The sequence below is a fragment of the Kitasatospora sp. NPDC022785 genome, from assembly GCF_055561295.1.
Window position 1 is genome coordinate 68,477 of record NZ_JBVHHB010000004.1, and the last position, 18,722, is coordinate 87,198.

General features: G+C 72.3%; 12 protein-coding genes. 5 read left to right on the plus strand and 7 right to left on the minus strand.

Going from position 1 to position 18,722, the window contains the following annotated elements; genetic code table 11:
- Nucleotides 1-12: 12 nt before the first annotated feature.
- Nucleotides 13-1,512: an MFS transporter gene (locus ACZ3YO_RS08175; protein WP_465566423.1), complete on the minus strand. Its 1,500-nt coding sequence runs from the start codon at nucleotides 1,510-1,512 to the stop codon at nucleotides 13-15.
- A gap of 132 nt (nucleotides 1,513-1,644) precedes the next feature.
- On the opposite strand from ACZ3YO_RS08175, the gene ACZ3YO_RS08180 reads away from it, so the two are divergent.
- A complete protein-coding gene (locus ACZ3YO_RS08180; protein WP_465566425.1) occupies nucleotides 1,645-2,373 on the plus strand; it encodes a TetR/AcrR family transcriptional regulator in 729 nt (242 codons plus the stop codon).
- 160 nt (nucleotides 2,374-2,533) lie between these two features.
- On the opposite strand, the gene ACZ3YO_RS08185 is transcribed toward ACZ3YO_RS08180, so the two are convergent.
- The 5 genes from ACZ3YO_RS08185 to ACZ3YO_RS08205 form a co-directional block, all read right to left on the minus strand.
- Nucleotides 2,534-2,956: a MarR family transcriptional regulator gene (locus ACZ3YO_RS08185; protein WP_465566428.1), complete on the minus strand. Its 423-nt coding sequence runs from the start codon at nucleotides 2,954-2,956 to the stop codon at nucleotides 2,534-2,536.
- A 548-nt stretch (nucleotides 2,957-3,504) separates the two neighbouring features.
- A complete protein-coding gene (locus ACZ3YO_RS08190; protein WP_465566431.1) occupies nucleotides 3,505-3,981 on the minus strand; it encodes an ATP-binding protein in 477 nt (158 codons plus the stop codon).
- Between the two features lie 198 nt (nucleotides 3,982-4,179).
- Complete coding sequence (locus ACZ3YO_RS08195; RefSeq protein WP_465566433.1) at nucleotides 4,180-5,436, minus strand: L,D-transpeptidase; 1,257 nt, start codon at nucleotides 5,434-5,436, stop codon at nucleotides 4,180-4,182.
- 238 nt (nucleotides 5,437-5,674) lie between these two features.
- Nucleotides 5,675-6,958 carry a L,D-transpeptidase gene (locus tag ACZ3YO_RS08200; protein WP_465566435.1) on the minus strand — a complete coding sequence of 428 codons (1,284 nt, stop codon included), beginning with the start codon at nucleotides 6,956-6,958 and terminating at the stop codon, nucleotides 5,675-5,677.
- A 233-nt stretch (nucleotides 6,959-7,191) separates the two neighbouring features.
- Complete coding sequence (locus ACZ3YO_RS08205; protein ID WP_465566437.1) at nucleotides 7,192-8,454, minus strand: L,D-transpeptidase; 1,263 nt, start codon at nucleotides 8,452-8,454, stop codon at nucleotides 7,192-7,194.
- A gap of 301 nt (nucleotides 8,455-8,755) precedes the next feature.
- On the opposite strand from ACZ3YO_RS08205, the gene glgX reads away from it, so the two are divergent.
- From glgX to ACZ3YO_RS08225, 4 genes are all read left to right on the plus strand, one after another.
- Nucleotides 8,756-10,969 carry a glycogen debranching protein GlgX gene (gene glgX, locus ACZ3YO_RS08210; protein WP_465566440.1) on the plus strand — a complete coding sequence of 738 codons (2,214 nt, stop codon included), beginning with the start codon at nucleotides 8,756-8,758 and terminating at the stop codon, nucleotides 10,967-10,969.
- 97 nt (nucleotides 10,970-11,066) lie between these two features.
- Entirely contained in the window at nucleotides 11,067-12,878 is a 1,812-nt protein-coding gene (locus ACZ3YO_RS08215; RefSeq protein WP_465566443.1) for an ABC transporter ATP-binding protein, read from the plus strand.
- Nucleotides 12,875-14,731: an ABC transporter ATP-binding protein gene (locus tag ACZ3YO_RS08220; protein ID WP_465566446.1), complete on the plus strand. Its 1,857-nt coding sequence runs from the start codon at nucleotides 12,875-12,877 to the stop codon at nucleotides 14,729-14,731. Before ACZ3YO_RS08215 ends, ACZ3YO_RS08220 begins: the two co-directional genes overlap by 4 nt.
- A gap of 118 nt (nucleotides 14,732-14,849) precedes the next feature.
- A complete protein-coding gene (locus tag ACZ3YO_RS08225) occupies nucleotides 14,850-15,605 on the plus strand; it encodes a class I SAM-dependent methyltransferase (RefSeq protein WP_465566448.1) in 756 nt (251 codons plus the stop codon).
- Between the two features lie 51 nt (nucleotides 15,606-15,656).
- Here ACZ3YO_RS08225 and glgP read toward each other — a convergent pair whose 3' ends face one another.
- Nucleotides 15,657-18,422 carry an alpha-glucan family phosphorylase gene (gene glgP, locus ACZ3YO_RS08230; RefSeq protein WP_465566451.1) on the minus strand — a complete coding sequence of 922 codons (2,766 nt, stop codon included), beginning with the start codon at nucleotides 18,420-18,422 and terminating at the stop codon, nucleotides 15,657-15,659.
- Nucleotides 18,423-18,722 lie beyond the last annotated feature (300 nt).

An 18,722-nucleotide genomic window follows, 5' to 3' on the forward strand; every position in this document is an offset into this window, starting at 1 on the left:
TCCGGGCGGAGGTCAGGCGACGAGCTCCGCCTCGTCGGCGGCGGCCTGCGCGGCATCGGGCTTGCCGTTCCGCATGACCAGGGTGGCCAGGACGGCCGCGGACAGCATGCTGATCGCGCTGATGGTGAAGGTGGTGGACATCGAGGAGGTGAAGGCCTCCCGGGCGGCGTGGACGAGGCCCGCGTCGCCGTTGGCGATGGCCAGCGCGTCGCCGATGGAGCGCTTGGCCTGCTCCGGCGCACCGGCCGGCATCTCCTGGGCGAAGCGGCTGGAGAGCAGCGAGCCGAGGATGGCGATGCCCAGCGCGGTACCGGCCTGCTGGATGGTGTCGTTGAGCGCGGAGCCGACACCGGCCTTGTCGGCCGGGATGGTGCCCATCAGCGCTCCGACGGCGGCCGGCATGGCCAGGCCGGCGCCGAGGCCGAGCAGGCCGAGGGCGACGGCCGGGAGGGTGAAGCCGCCGTCGGCGGTGACGGTGGTGAGGATGGCGAACGAGGAGGCCATGATCAGCATGCCGCCCAGGATCAGGACCCGGTTGCCGATCTTGGCGGCGAGGCCGGCGCCGGCGCCGTTGCCGATGAGGGCGGCGACGGCCAGCGGGACGAAGGCGAGGCCGGCCTTGACGGGCGAGTAGCCGAGGACGAACTGCAGGTACTGGGTGAGGACGAGGAGCAGGCCGCCGTTGCCGATCTGGACGAGGGTCAGCGAGAGCGAGCCGCCGCTGAAGTTGCGGTGCTTGAAGAGGACCAGCGGGACCATCGGCGACTCGGTGACGTTCTCCCAGATCACGAACCCGCCGAGGGCGACGACGGCGACCGTCAGGGTGATCAGCGACTTGCCCTCGAAGGCACCGTGCTGCGGGATCTCGATGATCCACCAGATCAGGGCGGTCATACCGGCGGCGGAGAGGATCGCGCCCAGCGGGTCCGGCTTCTGCCACGGGCCCTTGGACTCGGGCATGAGGGTGAGGCCGGCCAGGACGGCGAGGACGACGACCGGGACGTTGATGAAGAAGATCGAGTGCCAGGAGAAGTGGTCGATCAGGAAGCCGCCGAGCACCGGGCTGCCGACCAGGCCGAGCATCGACACCGAACCCCAGGCGGCCATGGCCTTGCTGCGCTCGTCCTCCTCGAAGACGGTGATCAGGATCGACAGGGTGGAGGGCATGATCAGCGCACCGCCCACGCCCATCGCGATCCGGGCGGCGATGACCTCACCGGGGTTGGTGCAGAAGGTCGCGGCCAGTGAGGCGGCTCCGAAGAGCAACAGGCCGATGATCATCACCTTGCGGCGTCCGAACCGGTCCCCGAGGCTGCCCGAGGTGAGCAGGAGTCCGGCGAACACCAGGACGTAGGAGTCCAGGATCCACTGGATGTCCTGGGTGCTGGCGCCGATGTCCTCCGTCATGGACGGGACGGCGACGGTGAGCGCCATGCTGTCGATCACCAGGACCAGCGTGCTGAGGCAGAGCACGACGAGGATCCACCAGCGACGTGGGTTGCGGGTTTCCATGGGTCTTCCCTTTCGGCTTGCGCACACTGTTCCTTCGATGCGCACACTGTACGCAGAGTGGAACAGTGTGCGCAACCCCTTGCGGATGTACGCTGGATGCGCACGGTGTACGCAGGAGAGTGAGGAAATCCCATGGCCACCAGGACCAGTCAGAACCCGATCCCGTCCGTCTGGACCCGCCAGCAGCGCGAGCCCGACCAGCCCGCACTCAGCCGCACCGCGATCGTCCGCGAGGCCGTCGCCATGCTGGACGCCGACGGCGTCGAGGCGCTCTCCATGCGCAAGCTCGGCGCCCGCCTGAACGCGGGTGCGACCTCGCTCTACCGGCACGTGGCCACCAAGGACGAGCTGATGGAGCTCGCGGTGGACGAGGTCTTCGGCGAGATCACCATCCCACCCGCCGACAGCCCCGACTGGCGGGCTGCCGTCACCGATGCGGCCGAGTCCTTCCGCGCCACGACACTGCGCCACCGCTGGCTGGCCTCGGTCCTCGGCCAGGCCGGGCTCGCCTACCTGGGCCCCAACCTGATGACCTACTCCGAGCGGCTGGCCTCCCTGTTCACCCTCGCCGGCTTTCCCGAGCCGGCGCGCGCGATCGAGACGGTACTCTCGTACACGATCGGCATGAGTACGACGGAGGCGGCCTGGCTGATGACCGTCGCCCGCTCCGGCGAGACCGAAGCCGACTTCATCGCCCGCCTGATGCCCGCGGCCCGGGAGGCGGTGGCCGACAGCGAGCACCTCGCCCACGCGTACGACGCGGTCGTGGACGTCGACCCGGTGGCCCTGCGCAACGCCAAGTTCACCTACGGCCTGGACGTCGTCCTGGACGGCCTGACCCTGCGCCTCCGGAGCGCATGACCCGAGCGGGACGGATCCCGCCCGGCGGACCGTCGCACCGGGGCCGGACCCCAGGCGCCGCCTGATCACCGAGCCACGGCGTCGGCCGCCGGCCTCGGCCCGGCCGCCCGCACAGGACGTCGGACCGGCCGACCTCCCGTGCGGCGGGCGCCGGGAACGACTAGGTCCTGGCCGGCCGGCCGCCGGCGTCCCGGATCATCTGCCGCGGCACCTTCGGGGCGGTGACGTGGCCGGCGTCGTCGACGCCGTGGTGGATCTGCTCGCGGCCGACCGGGGCGTGCCGCGCGAGGTCGGCACGGGCCGCCTCTCCCGACTCGGTGATCCACAGCCGCCCCTCGCCGTCCCCCGTGAGCCACCCGAGCTCCAGCAGCACCGCGGCATCGGCCCCGAGGTCGTCCCCGGGTCCGAGGTGGGAGCGCATGGCCTCCCGGAGCTCGGCCACGGTCAGGCCGCGGCCGTCGGGCGAGAGGTCGTGCTGCGACAGATGGCGAAGCAGCCGGAGCTGCGGCCGGCTGAAGCCGAAGTCGGCCTGCCGGGCCCGGTCGAACGCGATGAGGGCCTCGTGGGCCTGCTGGTTCGTCATGAACTTCCCCCGTGGACGATCACTTACCAGGGGCACCGTAAAACCGGAAGCCCACTCGAAGTCAACGAGATTTCGTCCCGGCGCGGCCCCGGGCCGTGCTCGGCGGCCTCCGCGGGGCCTGCCGTGCCGGCGCCCCCGCCGCACCGCCGCCACCCCCGCGACCGGCCCCCGCAGTGGTGAGTCGCCAGACCGCCCGCACACGAGCCGGTTTGCATCGATCATGAATAATCTCAGGCGATGGCGTTAACCTATGCAAAATCCAAAGGTGAACCAGGTTACAAACCTTGTAATCCAAGATTCTCGGTTTGCCCACATGCTGAGATCCGTGCGATAGTCGAGGAGTCCGAGGGCGGACGACAGCGAGGTTTCCTCGCCTCCGCCGCGGACACACCGACTACGGCTGGCCCGACCTGGCACGGCCGTCGCCCATCGCGCGGCACGCACCCCCTTGGCCGGCGCGATGACTTGCAGGGGCCCCCAGCCGCCGGACCACGGCGCCATCGGGGGCCCTGCGTGTTTTCCGGGCCCCACGCGCCCCGCCAGGAGCCTCAGTGCCGCTCGCGGACCTTCAGCTCGAACCAGACGCCCTTGCCGCGCGGCAGCAGGTCCGCGCCCCAGCGGTCGGAGAGGTCGTCGACGATCTTGAGTCCGCGGCCGCGCTCGTTGACCGGCAGCGGCTCGGCCAGGATCAGACAGGGCAGGGACCGCGAGGAGTCCCGCACCTCGACCCGCAGCCAGCCCGGCTTGCGCATCACCTGGAGACCGATGGTGCGCCCGGCCGCGTGCCGCACCGCGTTGGCGACCAGCTCGCTGGTCAGCAGTTCGCCGACCTCCAACTGCTGGTGCAGGTCCCAGGATTCGAGGACGGAGAGCACCAGCCGGCGGGCCACCGGGCCGGACTCCGGCCGGGACGGCAACCGCACCTCGCCCGGCTCCGACTGATCGCCGAGCCTGCCGGAATACATCCGCTCCAGCTCCTCCGAGCTGAGCCGCTCCAGGGCCGCGAGCGTGTCCTGGAAGCACATCCACGACGCGTCAGCAACCAAGCTGGACCCAGGAAGTGATGACTGATCTGTTTCGCCCCAACCCGCCATGCGACCCATCATTGCGGAACGCAAGCAGCCGCGTACGGACAATGAGCAAACGATCACGACCCGATCGGCATATGCCCCGTGCAACCCGGACCGGCCCGCCGTCAAGCCCGGGTTGCCACGAACCGGCTCCTACCAGGCGCTCCAGGCCAGGTTCCAGCCGCTGAGGCCGTTGTCCGGCTCCACCTGGCCGCGTGAAGAATTCTTCACGGTCACGATGTCGCCGATCAGCGAGTCGTCGTAGAACTTGCCCGCCGAGGTGGAGTCGCCGCCGCCCTTGACGTCCTTGAGACCGACGCAGCCGTGGCTGACGTTGTCCTCACCGAAGGCGTTGCTCCAGTAGTTTCCGTGCACGTACGTGCCGGACGTGGTCAGCCTCATCGAGTGCGGTACCTGCAGGTCGTACGGCGCGCCGGTCATGCCGGGCATGCTGCTGGACTGCATCCGCACCACGCCCTCCTTGGACATCACGACCATGGTGCCGTTCCAGGTCGGGTGCTCCGGCGAGCCGGAGGTGATGTCGATAGTGGAGGTCTTGCCGTCGTTCACCACCGTCATCTCGTGGGTCTTGGCGTCAACCGTCGAGACCTGCGATCGCCCGATCGTGAAGGGCTCGTCCCGGTCCACGCCGCCGTACACCCCGGGGGCGATCTCCACGCTCTTCAGGCGGTAGTGGACGGTGGCCTTGGTGCCGGGCTTCCAGTACGCCTCGGGGCGGAAGTCCAGCCGGCGGTTGCCGAACCAGTGGCCCTTCACCACCGTGCCGTTGTCGGTCTCGATGGAGATGCCCTTGGCGACGTCGTCCTTGTTCTTCACGTCCTTGTCGAAGTCGACCGAGACGATCATGCCGACGCCGTAGGTGGCGTTGTCCTCGATGTTGTCGCTCGCCTTCGCCTCGCGCTCGGGCGTCAGCGTGGTGAAGCTGCTGTCCGCCGAGGCGACCACGCCGTTGGCGTCCGCGGCCATCGCGCTCACCTGGTAGGCGGTGCCGACCGCGAGGCCGGCGGACGGGGTCCAGCTGCTCCCGTCGGCGGCGATCGTGCCGGCCACCTCCTTGCCGGTCTTGTCGCTCACCTTGACCGTGGTGAGCTTGCCCCCCGCCACCGCGACCTTCAGCGCACCGCTCGGCGCCACGTCCACCGCGCCGCTCTTCGGCTGGATGTCCACCACCGCCGCGGACGTCTTCGGCGTCGCGGCCGCCGGAGCCGACCCCGGCGCGGACGCCGACCCGGTCGCGGACGCCGAGGCGGTCGACGCGGCCCCCGCGGCCGCCCCGCCCCCCAGGTCGGCCTTGGCCGCGCTCCCGCTGCCGCCACCGCCGCAGGCGCTGGTCAGCACCATCGCGCCGCCGAGAACGCCGGCGGCCACCACCTTGCGTATCGACCTCACGTCGACTCCCTCCCTCGATCCCGTCCCTGATCCCGGCGGGATTCGACTGATACACGCCGCAGCCAACGGAAAGGTTGCGCCATTCGAGGGGCAATTACCCCACGAACGACGACCGGCCCGACCCCAACGAGTGAGGATCGGGCCGGTCGTCATCGAACCGGGACTGACAAGGCCGCTACCTGGGTAGAGCAGGTCGCCGGGAGTGCCGGTCGGGGCGCCCCGAGGGCCGCCGGTTCGGCTACCAGTTCGCCCAGGCGATGTTCCAGCCGCCCAGCCCGTTGTCGGGCGAGACGGTCTTCTCCTTGGTGTTCACGATGGTGACGACGTCGCCCACGATCGAGTCGTTGAAGAACTTGCCCGCCACCGAGGTGTCGCTGCCGCCCTTCACGTCCGCCATCGAGATGCAGCCGTGGCTCGCGTTGGTCTTGCCGAAGGGGCTGGCCCAGTAGTTGCCGTGCACGAAGGTGCCGGAGGTGGTCAGCCGCATGGCGTGCGGAACGTCCTGGATGTCGTACTCGCCGCCGAGACCGACGGTCTGCGAGTTCATCCGGGTGACCTTCTCCTTGGACATGATCACCATGGTGCCGCCCCAGGACGGCGTCGCGTCCGCCCCGAGGGTGACCGGCACGGTCGAGCTCTGGCCGTCCCGGACCACCGTCATCTGGTGGGTCTTGGCGTCCGCGGTGGCGACCTGCGAGCGGCCGATGGTGAACGGCTCGTCCTTGTCCACGTCACCGTAGATGCCCGGCGCGACCTCGACGTTCTTCAGCCGGTACTTGATGGTGACCTTGGTGCCGGGCTTCCAGTACTCGGCCGGGCGGAAGTCCAGCCGGCGGTTGCCGAACCAGTGGCCCTTCACCTCGGTGGCGGCGCCGTCACCGGTCTCGAAGGTGATCCCCTTGACGACCGCTTCCTTGTTCTTGACGTCCTTGTTGAACTCCACCGAGACGATCATGCCGACGCCGTAGGTGGCGTTGTCGGCGATGTTGTCGTTGGTGGAGATCTTCTTCTCGGGCGTCAGCGTGGTGAACGAGGTCGTCGACGCGGTCACCAGGCCCTCGGCGTCCTTGGCCTGCGCGTTCACCTTGTAGACCATGCCGACGGCCAGCGCGGCGCTCGGCTTCCAGCCGGTGCCGTCCGGCGTGATCGCCCCCGCGACCGGCTTGCCCTCCTTGTCGGTCACCTCGACCGTGGTGAGCTGGCCGTTGGCCACCGACACGTTCAGCCCGTTGGTCGGCGAGACGTCCTGGGCGCCGTCCTTCGGGTCGACGGTCAGCACCGCGGCCGAGGGCTTCGGCGCCGCCGAGGCCTGGCCCGGCGCCGGGGCGCCGCCGGCCCCCGCCGTCGCGGCCGCGTCACCACCGCCGGTCCCGCTGCCACCGCCCTTGTCGTCGTTGCATGCCGCGGTGAGCAGCAGCACCCCTCCCATCGCCAGTGCCACCGCACTGCGGCGCAGGCCACGGTTGCGACGGTTGATGGTGGTGGTGCGTATTGCGGCGTCGGCCGCCAAAACCGGCTTCACGGTTTCTCCCCTCCCGGTGTCCATCCTGATGGACGCGCATCTACCCGGACGGGTTGCACCTGACCGGCGATCTTTCGCGCCGGGCTTCGGCGCGGACAGCAGGATAGCTAAGCCGAATGAGTGAATCCCGGGGGGAGGTCCGTGGACCGGAGGTGGACTCGGGGTGAAGGGAGGGGCCCGGACGGGGGCAGGGGCGGGCGACCGGGCGGGGCGGGCGGCCGGGCCCGCCGGGCTCAGGGCGTCCCGTGCGGGACGGCGCTGCCGGCCAGCCACTGGTCCCAGGGCAGGTTCCAGCCGTTCAGGCCGTTGTTCGGCGGGACGAGCTCCCCCGTCGAGGCCTTCACCTCCAGCACGTCCCCGGGGATCGTGTGCTCGAACAGCCAGCCCGCAGGGGTGTCCTTGCTCGCCCCGCCCTTGGCGTCCGCCAGGCCGATGCAGCCATGGCTGGTGTTCGCGGTGCCGAACACCTCCGGGTCGGCCCAGTAGTTGCCGTGGATGAACGTGCCGGAGTTGGTCAGCCGCATCGCGTGCGGGACGTCCTTGATGTCGTACTCGTCGCCCATCCCGACGGTCTTCGAGTTCATCCTGGTCACCTTGTACTTCTCGGAGACCACCAGCACCCCCCGGTACGTCGAGTGCTTCGGATCGCCGCCGGACACCTGCAGCGCCTTCACCACCCTGCCGCCCTGGCCGGCCCGCACGGTCAGGGTGTGGGCGTCGAGGTCCACCGTGGAGACCTGTGCCCGGCCGATCGTGAAGCGGACGTCCTTCGTCTGGGTGCCGACCTCGCCCGGCGCCCCCTGCACGTCCTTCAGCCGCAGCGCCACCGACACCCTGGTGCCCGCCGCCCAGTACTTCTGCGGACGCAGGTCGAGCCGCTGGTTGCCGAACCAGTGCGCGGCCACCTCCACGGGCGGGTCGGCGGTCACCGCGACCGCCTTCTCGACGGCCGCCCGGTCGGTGATCGGCCGGCTGAAGCGCAGCGAGACCGGCATGCCGACGCCGACCGTGGAGCCGTCCTCCGGGGTGAAGAAGGCGACGAAGGTGTGGGCGCGGGCGACGGTCGAGAAGTCCGTGTGGTGGGCCGCCTTCTGGCCCTGCCCGTCCTCGGCCACCGCATCCAGGGTGTACGCGGTGCCCTGCGCCAGCAGGCCGTCCGGCCGCCACGTCGAGCCGTCCGCGGAGATCGTCCCGGCCACCTCGGTGCCCTTGGTGTCGGCCAGCCGGACCGAGACCAGCCTGCCCTGCGCCACCGTGACCCGGACCGGGCCCTCCGGCGGCACGTCCTGCGCGTCGTCCGCGGGCAGCGCGGTGACGGCCGCCCGCGAGGCGGGCGGCGGCGCCACGTGGCCCGGTCCCGCCGAGGCGGCGTGGCCCGGGCCCGGAGAGGCCGCGTCGCCGCTCCCCGGGGCGCCGCCGGAGCAACCCGTCAACACCGCCAGGCACCAGGCCAACGCCCCCGCGCGCCGTGCCCAAACCCGTCCTCGGGGCCGCATTCCGGGGCCTCCCGCCATTTCCCGTCCGACACCCCCACAACGAGGGTGATCCCGGCAGGACACGCCCTCACCCCCGGAATCCTCACCACACCGGCCCACCGCCCCCGCGGCGACACCCCGGGGCAAGCCCCCGTTCAGCGGGCTCCGGCGCCCCGCTCCCCCGCCCGCCGCACCGCGCCGGGGGCGGCCCCGTACCACCCCCGAGCCGTAAGCCTCCGTTCAGCGGGCTTCCGGGTCGTGGGATCAGGGAAAGAGAAGGTGAACGGGGTCCGGGACACCCCGGTTCAGGGAGGGTACGGCCATGGCGTCAGGGCAGGAGCTGGAAGCCGGAGTGCGGCCGCGCGGCGGGCCGACCGCCGAGCCGCCGTGGCCCGGCAGCTGGCAGCCGCTCGGCGCGCGCTTCCGGACGGACGCCCAGGGGCGGCAGGGCACCAACTTCGCGCTCTGGGCGGCCGGCGCCGAGGCCGTCGACCTCTGCCTCTTCGACGAGGACGGCCGGGAGAGCAGACACCGCCTCACCGAGCAGGACTTCCAGACCTGGCACGGCTTCCTGCCCGGGGTCCGCCCCGGCACCCGGTACGGCTTCCGCGTGCACGGCCGCTGGGACCCGTGGACGGGCGCCCGCTGGAACCCGGCGAAGCTCCTGCTCGACCCGTACGCCCGCGCCGTCGACGGCTGTTACACCTCGCACGACGCGGTCTGCGCCGCCGTCCGCAACTGGCCCGAGGCGGACGTCGCCGACACCGTCCGGGACAACCGCGACTCGTCCCGGTACGTGCCCAGATCGGTGGTCGTCCACGACGACGACGACTGGTACGACGACCACCGCCCCAAGACCCCCTGGGCCGAGACCGTCCTCTACGAGCTGCACGTGCGCGGCTTCACCATGCGCCACCCGGAGATCCCGCCGCACCTGCGCGGCACCTACGCCGGTCTCGCCCACCCCGCCGCGATCGCCCACCTCACCGCCCTCGGCGTCACCGCCGTCGAGCTGCTGCCCGTCCACCAGCACGCCAGCGAGGACCACCTCCAGGCGCGCGGGCTGGTCAACTACTGGGGCTACAACACGATCGGCTTCTTCGCCCCGCACGCCGGCTACTCCTCCTCGGGCGGCCGCGGCGGCCAGGTCGGCGAGTTCAAGCGGATGGTGCGCGCGCTGCACGCCGCCGGGATCGAGGTGATCCTCGACGTGGTCTACAACCACACCGCGGAGGCCGCCGAGCTCGGCCCTTCCCTCTCCTTCCGCGGCATCGACAACGCCGGCTACTACCGCCTCCCGCTGAACCGCCCGCGCGGCTACGCCGACTACACCGGCTGCGGCAACACCCTGGACACCCGCCGGCCGCACGTCGTGCGGCTGGTCACCGACTCGCTGCGGTACTGGGTGACGGAGATGGGCGTGGACGGCTTCCGCTTCGACCTCGCGGCCGCCCTCGCCCGCGGCAACGACGGCGTCGACATGGACCACCCGTTCCTCGCCGCCGTCTCGCAGGACCCGGTCCTCAGCCGGGTGAAGCTGATCGCCGAGCCGTGGGACGTCGGCGCGGGCGGCTACCAGGTGGGCGGCTTCCCCCCGCTGTGGGCCGAGTGGAACGACAAGTACCGCGACACCGTCCGGGACTTCTGGCGCGGGGCCCGCCCCGACGTGCGCGAGCTGGGCTACCGGCTCTCCGGCTCCTCGGACCTCTACCAGCGCGGCGGCCGGCGCCCGTACGCCTCGGTCAACTTCGTCACCGCGCACGACGGTTTCACCCTGCGCGACCTCGTCTCCTACAACCGCAAGCACAACGAGGCCAACGGCGAGGCCAACCGGGACGGCACCGACGACAACCGCTCGTGGAACCACGGCGCCGAGGGCGAGAGCGCCGACCCGGCCGTCAACGCCCTGCGCCTGCGCCAACTCCGCAACCTGATGGCCACGCTGCTGCTCTCCACCGGTGTGCCGATGATCACCGCCGGGGACGAGTTCGGCCGCACCCAGGGTGGCAACAACAACGCCTACTGCCAGGACAGCGAGGTCAGTTGGCTCGACTGGTCGCTGCTGGACGACCCGCGCTGGGCCGGGCTGCGCGACCTCACCGCCCGTCTGGTCCGGCTCCGCCGCGCCCACCCCGTCCTGCGCCAGCGGGCGTTCTTCTCCGGCCGGGCCGCCGTCCCCGGCGGCCAGCCCGACCTGGCCTGGTTCACCGCGCGCGGCAAGGAGATGACCGAGGCCGACTGGTTCGGCCCGACGGCCTGCCTCGGCATGCTGCTCTCCGGCACCGCGATGTCCGAACGCGACCAGTACGGCCACCCGTTGCGCGACGACAGCTTCCTGCTGCTGCTCAACGCCGGCCCCGACGCCGTTCCCTTCACCCTCCCCGGCGAGCCCTGGGCCGCGCCCGACGCCCAGTACGCGACCGTCCTCGACACCGCCGCCGACGAGACCGGCAACGGCACCCACAGCCACCACCCGCAGGAGACCGTCACCCTGCCCGGGCGCTCGCTGCGGCTGCTGCGCACGCCCGCCGCCTGACGCCCCGCGGTTCATCCCCGCGCGGGTGGCCGGTTCTCGCCGACAGGTGCGAAAAACCGGATGAGAAATGACGGGTGCCCGGCCTACCCTCACGGCGATGGCCGAGAACCAGACCCCCGCCCCCGCGCCCGCCCGCCGGTCGACCGTCCGCTCGCTGCTGCGCCTGTGGCCGTACGCCCGTGTGATCCGCTGGCGGCTGGCCGCCTCGGTCGGCTCCGCCCTGCTCGCCTCGATCAGCCTGCTGGCCGTCCCGACCGTGCTCGGCCGGATCGTCGACGGGCCGATCGCCGACCACGACCTCGACGCGCTCTGGCCGCTGATCGCCCTGCTGCTGGCGCTCGGCCTCTTCGAGGCAGGCCTGTTCTACGCCCGACGGGTGATTCTGGCCAGACCGCTCGCCGGGGTGGAGACCGCGATGCGCGGGGACCTCTTCGCCCGTCTCCAGCGGCTGCCCGTCTCCTTCCACGACCGCTGGGGCTCCGGCCAGCTGCTCTCCCGGGCCACCGCCGACATGTTCACCATGCGGCTGTTCCTGACGTTCCCGCTGGTCTTCCTGATCGTGAACTCGGTGACCTTCCTGGCCGGCACCGCGCTGATGTTCACCCAGGACTGGCGGCTCGCCCTGATCGTGCTGCTGCCCGCCGGGCCGCTGATGGTGCTCACCCGGCGGTTCGAGACCGGCTACTCGGGCGCCGCCCGCCGCGCGCAGGACCAGAACGGCGACCTCGCCACCGTGATCGAGGAGTCCGTCCTCGGCATCCGCATCCTCAAGGCCTTCGGCCGCCACCGCTCGATGGCCGAGCGCTTCCACGGCCAGGCGCACCAGCTGCGCCGCACCGAGCTGCGCAAGGCCGGCCTGCTGGCCAACCTCTGGGCGGTCATCGTCGGGCTGCCCGAGCTGGCGCTCGGCTGCGCGCTCGCGGCCGGCTGCTACCTGGTCGCGCACGACGAGCTGAGCGCCGGCACCCTGGTCGCCTTCCTCTCCACCGCGCTCTCGCTGCGCTGGCCGGTGGAGTCGCTCGGCTGGCTGCTCGCGTACGCCAACGAGGCCGCCACCGCCACCGACCGCTTCTTCGAGGTGCTGGACGAGAAGGTGCCGGCCGACGCGACTCCGGCCGGGAAGGCACCGGCCGCGCCCGGCGGCACCGCCGACGGCATCCGCCTCACCGGCGTCCGTTTCCGCTACCCGGACGCCCCGCCCGACACCCCCGAGCTGCTCCGCGGCATCGACCTGCACATCCGCAGCGGCGAGACGATGGCCCTGGTCGGCGCCACCGGCAGCGGCAAGACCACGCTCACCGCCCTGCTCCCCCGGCTGTACGAGGCCACCGGCGGCACCATCACCCTGGACGGGCAGGACATCCGCGAGCTGTCCCGGGAGCGGCTGCGCGAGCTGGTCGCCGTCGCCTTCGAGGAGCCCACCCTCTTCTCCGCCACCGTCCGGGAGAACGTCCTGATGGGCGCGCCCGACGCCGACGCCGGGCAGCTGACCGCCGCACTCGCCACCGCCCAGGCCGGCTTCGTCGAGAAGCTGCCCGACGGCGTGGAGACGGAGGTCGGCGAGCAGGGGCTGAGCCTCTCCGGCGGCCAGCGCCAGCGCCTCGCCCTGGCCCGCGCGGTGGTCGGCGACCCGGCCTTCCTCGTGCTGGACGACCCGCTCTCCGCGTTGGACGTGCACACCGAGGCGCTGGTCGAACAGGCGCTGCGGCAGGTGCTCGGCTCGACCACCGCGCTGGTGGTGGCCCACCGGCCGAGCACCGTGCTGCTCGCCGACCGGGTCGCCGTACTGGCGGACGGCCGGATCGAGGCCGTCGGAACCCACCAGGAACTGCTGCGCGGCTCGGCGCGCTACCGCGAACTGATGTCGGGCGAGGCCGCCCTCGTACCGGAGGGGAGCCCCGCCCGATGACCACCACGATCGAGCCCACCGAGAAGGCCGCCGCCAAGGCGTCGGCCGAGGCCGTGGCGGAGCTCCCGCCCCCGCCGGCCGACGAGGAGGACATCCCCGTCCCGCCGGGCGCACCCCGCGCGCTGCTGCGCTCGCTGCTCGGCCCGCACCGGACCCGGATCGTCATCGCCATGGTGGTGATCCTGGTCCAGCAGGCGGCCCTGCAGTCCGGCCCGCTGCTGGTGGCGATCGCGATGGACCGGGGCATCCCGGCGCTGCGCGACCACGACGCCGGCCCGCTGATCGCGGTGATCGCCGCCTATCTCTCCTTCGCACTGCTGAGCACCCTGCTGCAGTGGGCGTTCATCAAGATCAGCGCCCGGATCAACCAGGACATCCTGGTGGAGCTGCGCGGCCGGATCTTCCGCCACGCCCAGCGCCTCAGCCTGGACTTCCACGAGCGCTACACCTCGGGCCGGATCATCTCCCGCGCCACCAGCGACGTGGACGCGCTGCGCGAGCTGCTCTCCGAGGGTCTCCAGGAGCTGCTGACGGTCTTCCTCTCGCTCTGTTACATCTCGGTGCTGCTCCTGGTGATGGACTGGCGGCTCGGCCTGGTCTCCCTGGGCTCCTTCGTGCCGCTCTTCCTGATCGCCCGCTCGTTCCGGCGCCGCTCGCGCCGGGTCTACCGCCGCTCGCGCACCGCGGCCGCCTCGCTGATCGTGCGGTTCACCGAGACGATGAACGGCATCCGCCCGGTGCAGGCGTTCCGCCGCGAGCGGGCCAACGACGCCGCGTTCGGCGTGGTGAACCGGCAGGCGGCCACCGCCACCGCCGACGGCCTGCTGGAGATCGCCCGGTACGTCGGCCTCTCCCGCACCACCGCCAACGTCTGGACCACCGGCGTCGTCCTGCTCGGCGCCTTCCTGGTCACCGACGGCACGGTGGAGCTCGGCGTGCTCACCGGCTTCGTGCTCTATCTGCGCCGGCTGTACGACCCGATCGACCAGCTGGCGATGTTCCTGAACAGCTACCAGTCGGCGGCCGCCGCCCTGGAGAAGATCGCCGGCCTGCTCGCCCACGAGCCGACCGTCGCCGAGCCGGCCGAGCCGAAGGAGCTGCCGAAGTCCCGCACCAAGGGGCGCGAGGTGCACTTCGAGAAGGCCCGGTTCGGCTACCGCACGGGCAAGGAGGTGCTGCCCGCCTTCGACCTGGTGCTGCCGGCCGGGCAGACGGTGGCGGTGGTCGGCGCGACCGGCGCGGGCAAGTCGACCGTCGCCAAGCTGCTGGCCCGCTTCTACGACCCGAGCGGCGGGCGGATCTCCCTGGACGGCGTGGACCTGCGCGACCTCGCCACGCCCGAGCTGCGCCGCGGGGTGGTGATGGTGACCCAGGAGTCCTTCCTGTTCTCCGGCACCGTCGCCGAGAACATCGCGATCGGCCGGCCCGGCGCGGGCCGCGAGGAGGTCGAGCAGGCCGCCCGGGAGATCGGCGCGTACGAGTTCATCGCCGCGCTGCCGGAGGGGTTCGACACCGACGTGCGCAAGCGCGGCGGCCGGATCTCGGCCGGCCAGCGCCAGCTGGTCGCCTTCGCCCGCGCCCTCCTGGCGGACCCGGCGGTACTGATCCTGGACGAGGCGACCAGCTCGCTCGACGTGCCGGGCGAGCAGGCCGTCCAGCGGGCGATGCGGACGGTGCTGGCCGGGCGGACGGCGGTGATCATCGCCCACCGGCTCTCCACCGTGGAGATCGCCGACCGGGTGCTGGTGATGGACCAGGGCCGGATCGTCGAGGACGGCTCCCCGGAGGAGCTGATCGCGGGCGCCGGCCGGTTCGCCGAACTGCACCAGGCCTGGCGCGACAGCCTGGTCTGACCACCTCGCTCGCCCGTAATAGCCTCTAGGCCCTTTCATCCATTACCGAAAGGGCCTAGAGTCGTTGCCGTGCCTCACGGCGCTTGCCCAGCCCGGGCCCAGGAGCGAGGGAGCGGACATGACCGACCGGAACCACTGGCAGAACTGGCAGCGCAGCTGGGACCGCCAGCAGGAGTGGTACCTGCCCGACCGTGAGGAGCGGTTCCGCGTGATGCTCGACGTGGTCGAGGCCGTCACCGGCCCCGCACCGCGCGTCCTCGACCTGGCCTGCGGCACCGGCAGCATCACCGAGCGGCTGCTCGCCCGGCTGCCCCGCGCCACCAGCGTCGGCGTCGACCAGGACCCGGCGCTGATGGCCATCGCCCGCGGCCTCTTCGCCGGCGAGCCCCGGTTCACCCTGGTCACCGCCGACCTCAAGGACCCGCACTGGGCCGACCGGCTCCCCGACGGCCGGTTCGACGCCGTGGTGACCGCCACCGCCCTGCACTGGCTGCCCCCGGCCGACCTCACCCGGCTCTACCGGGACCTCGCCGGGCTGGTCCGCCCCGGCGGCGTCTTCCTCAACGCCGACCACGCCCCCGAGGAGGAGTCGATCCCGCTGCTCACCGCCGCGGACGAGGCCTTCCAGCAGCGCCGCCAGGCCCGCGAGAAGGCCGAGGGCGTCCTCGACTGGGCCGAGTGGTGGGCCGCGGCCGAGGCCGACCCGCTGCTCGCCGAGCACGTCGCCGCCCGCAAGGCGATCTACGGCTCGCACGCCGACGGTGCGTCGCACCCGGCCGGCTGGCACACCACCCGGCTGGTCGAGGCCGGGTTCCGCGAGGCCGGAGTGGCCTGGCGCTCCGTCACCGACGCCCTGGTCGCCGCCGTCCGCTGAACACGCGGGTGGGGAGGGCCGACCGACGGCCCTCCCCACCTCGGCGGGCGCTCAGCGCAGCAGCCCCGCGTCCATCCCCGCCGACTCCGCCGGCAGGGCGACCAGGCCCAGCTCGGCCGGTGAGGCCAGCCGCGGATGAGCCGGCAGCACCCGGACGGTGTACCCGAACGGGCCCGTCCGGCAGAGCTCCAGCGAGCCCTCGTAGCGGGTGTGCCCGTCGAGGTCCGGCCCGCCGACCGGCTTCAGGGCGAGCAGGCAGGCCTCCGAGATGCCGTCCGACTCGTCCACCCGCCCGGAGACCGCCTGCACCTCGACGTCGCCGGGCTCCAGCGTGCCGAGCGCGACCTGCACCCGCAGCGCCAGCGAGCTGCCCAGCTCCTGCGCCTCGTCCGGGCAGTCCGCCTCGACGTGCTCGACCCGCACGGCCGGCCAGGCCTCCCGCACCCGGGCCTTCCAGACGGCGAGCTCCCGCGCCCCGGCGTAGGGACCCGTCACCGGCCCACTCGCCTCCACGCGCTCGGACCCGACGCCGACGCCCCCCTCGGCCGGGGACGGACCCGGCACCACCGCCGCCAGCTCCCGCTGGGCCTGCGCGGCCGGCGTGTACAGCCGCTCGACGTACTCGCGGACCATCCGCCCGGCCAGCACCTTGGGCCCGAGGGTGACCAGGGTGTGCCGGACCATGGCGATCCAGCGGTGCGGCAGCCCGTCCGTGCCCCGGTCGTAGAACCGGCCGGCCACCTGGTGCTCGATCAGGTCGTACAGCGCGGCGGACTCGATGTCGTCCCGCCGCTCGGCCTCACTGCTCTCCGGGTCGAGGACGCCGCCGGTCTCGTCGGCGGTGGGGATCGCCCAGCCGTTCTGGCCGTCGTACCACTCGTCCCACCAGCCGTCCAGGACGGACAGGTTGAGGCAGCCGTTGAGCGCGGCCTTCATCCCCGAGGTGCCGCAGGCCTCCAGCGGGCGCAGCGGGTTGTTCAGCCAGACGTCGCAGCCCGGGTAGAGGTGCCGGGCCATCGCCATGTCGTAGTCCGGCAGGAAGACGATCCGGTGCCGGACGGCCGGGTCGTCGGCGAAGGCGACCATCTGCTGGATCAGCCGCTTGCCGCCGTCGTCGGCCGGGTGGGCCTTGCCGGCGACCACGATCTGAACCGGCCGGGTGGGGTGCAGCAACAGGGAGCGGAGCCGCTCCTGGTCGCGCAGCATCAGGGTGAGCCGCTTGTAGGAGGGCACCCGGCGGGCGAAGCCGATGGTCAGCACGTCCTGGTCGAGCACCGAGGAGACCCAGCCGAGCTCGGCCTCGCCGGCGCCGCGCTGGTGCCAGGACGCGCGCAGCCGGCGGCGGGCCTCGTCCACCAGCTGGGCCCGCAGGGTGCGGCGCAGCTCCCAGATCTCGGTGTTGCCGATCCGCTCCAGCCCCGTCCACCGCTTGGCGTCGCCGGTGGTCATGGCGGACTCGGCGCGGTCGGCGCCGATCTCCGCGGCGCCGAGCCGGACGACCGCCGGGTCGATCCAGGTGGCGGCGTGGACGCCGTTGGTGACGGAGGTGATCGGCACGTCGGCGGAGTCGAAGCCCGGCCAGAGGCCGTTGAACATCGACCGGCTGACCTCGCCGTGGAGGGTGGAGACGCCGTTGGCGCGCTGGGCGAGCCGCAGGCCCATGGCGGCCATGTTGAACAGCTTCGGGTCCCCGCCGCGCCAGGTCTCGGCGCCGAGCGCGAGCACCTGCTCGGCGGGGACGCCGGGCAGCGCGGCGTCCCCGCCGAAGTGCCGGGCGACCAAGTCCCGGTCGAAGCGGTCGATGCCGGCCGGGACGGGGGTGTGGGTGGTGAACAGGGTGCCGGCCCGGACGGCCTCCAGGGCGGCGGCGAAGTCGAGGCCGGGGCCGGCCGCGCCGTCGGCGATCAGCTCGCGGATCCGCTCGACGCCGAGGAAGCCGGCGTGGCCCTCGTTGGTGTGGAAGACCTCGGGGGCGGGGTGCCCGGTGAGCCGGCAGTAGGCGCGCACCGCGCGGACGCCGCCGATGCCGAGCAGCATCTCCTGGAGCAGCCGGTGCTCGCTGCCGCCGCCGTAGAGCCGGTCGGTGACGTCGCGCTCGGCGGGTGAGTTGGCCTCGATGTCTGAGTCGAGCAGCAGCAGGGGGACGCGCCCGACCTGGGCCTTCCAGACGTGTGCGGCCAGGGTGCGGCCGCCGGGCAGCGCGAGGTCGACCCGGCAGGGCGTGCCGTCACCCTCCCGGAGCAGGGTGACGGCCAGTTCGTCCGGGTCGAGGAGCGGGTAGCGCTCCTGCTGCCAGCCGTCCCGGTTGAGGGACTGCCGGAAGTAGCCGTGCCGGTAGAACAGCCCGACGCCGATGAGCGGCACCCCGAGGTCGCTGGCGGCCTTCAGGTGGTCGCCGGCCAGGATGCCGAGCCCGCCGGAGTACTGGGGCAGCGCCGCGGCGATGCCGTACTCGGGCGAGAAGTAGGCGATGGCGCTCGGCTGCGGGGCACCGGCGGCCTCCTGGTCGAGGCCGTGCCGGTCCGCCTGGTACCAGCGCGGACCGGACAGGTACTCCCGCAGGTCGTCGGCGAGGTCGCCGAGCCTGCGCAGGAACCGCCGGTCGGTGGCGAGCGCGGCGAGCCGGGCGGCCGGGACCTCCCCCAGCAGGCGCACCGGGTCCTCACCGGTCGCGGCCCAGACCTCCGGGTCCACGGACCGGAAGAGGTCCCTGGTCTCGGGGTGCCAGGACCAGCGCAGGTTGAGGGCCAGCTCGTGCAACGGCTGGAGTTGTTCGGGCAGGACGGTGCGGACGGTGAATCTGCGGATTGCCTTCACGGCGTGAAGCGTAGCCCCGGCCGCTGTCACGATGGTGCGTCAAGTGGGCTATTGGGCCTCCGTTCGGCCTATTGGTGAGATCGCATTCGGCGCATTGGGCTGCACGGGGGGCGCGCGAGGCGCACTTTCCGGGGGAACGCGCTACCAATACGTGAACATCGCGGAACAGCTCCATTTCCAGCCGTGGCTCCGCCCCCACAAAGACTCGAAACTGCTGTCGTACCGCTGCGAAAGTCTTGTCCCCGGTGCGACTATGAACCAAGGTCGTTGATGCTGTGGGGAGTGCGGCGACGGGTGGCG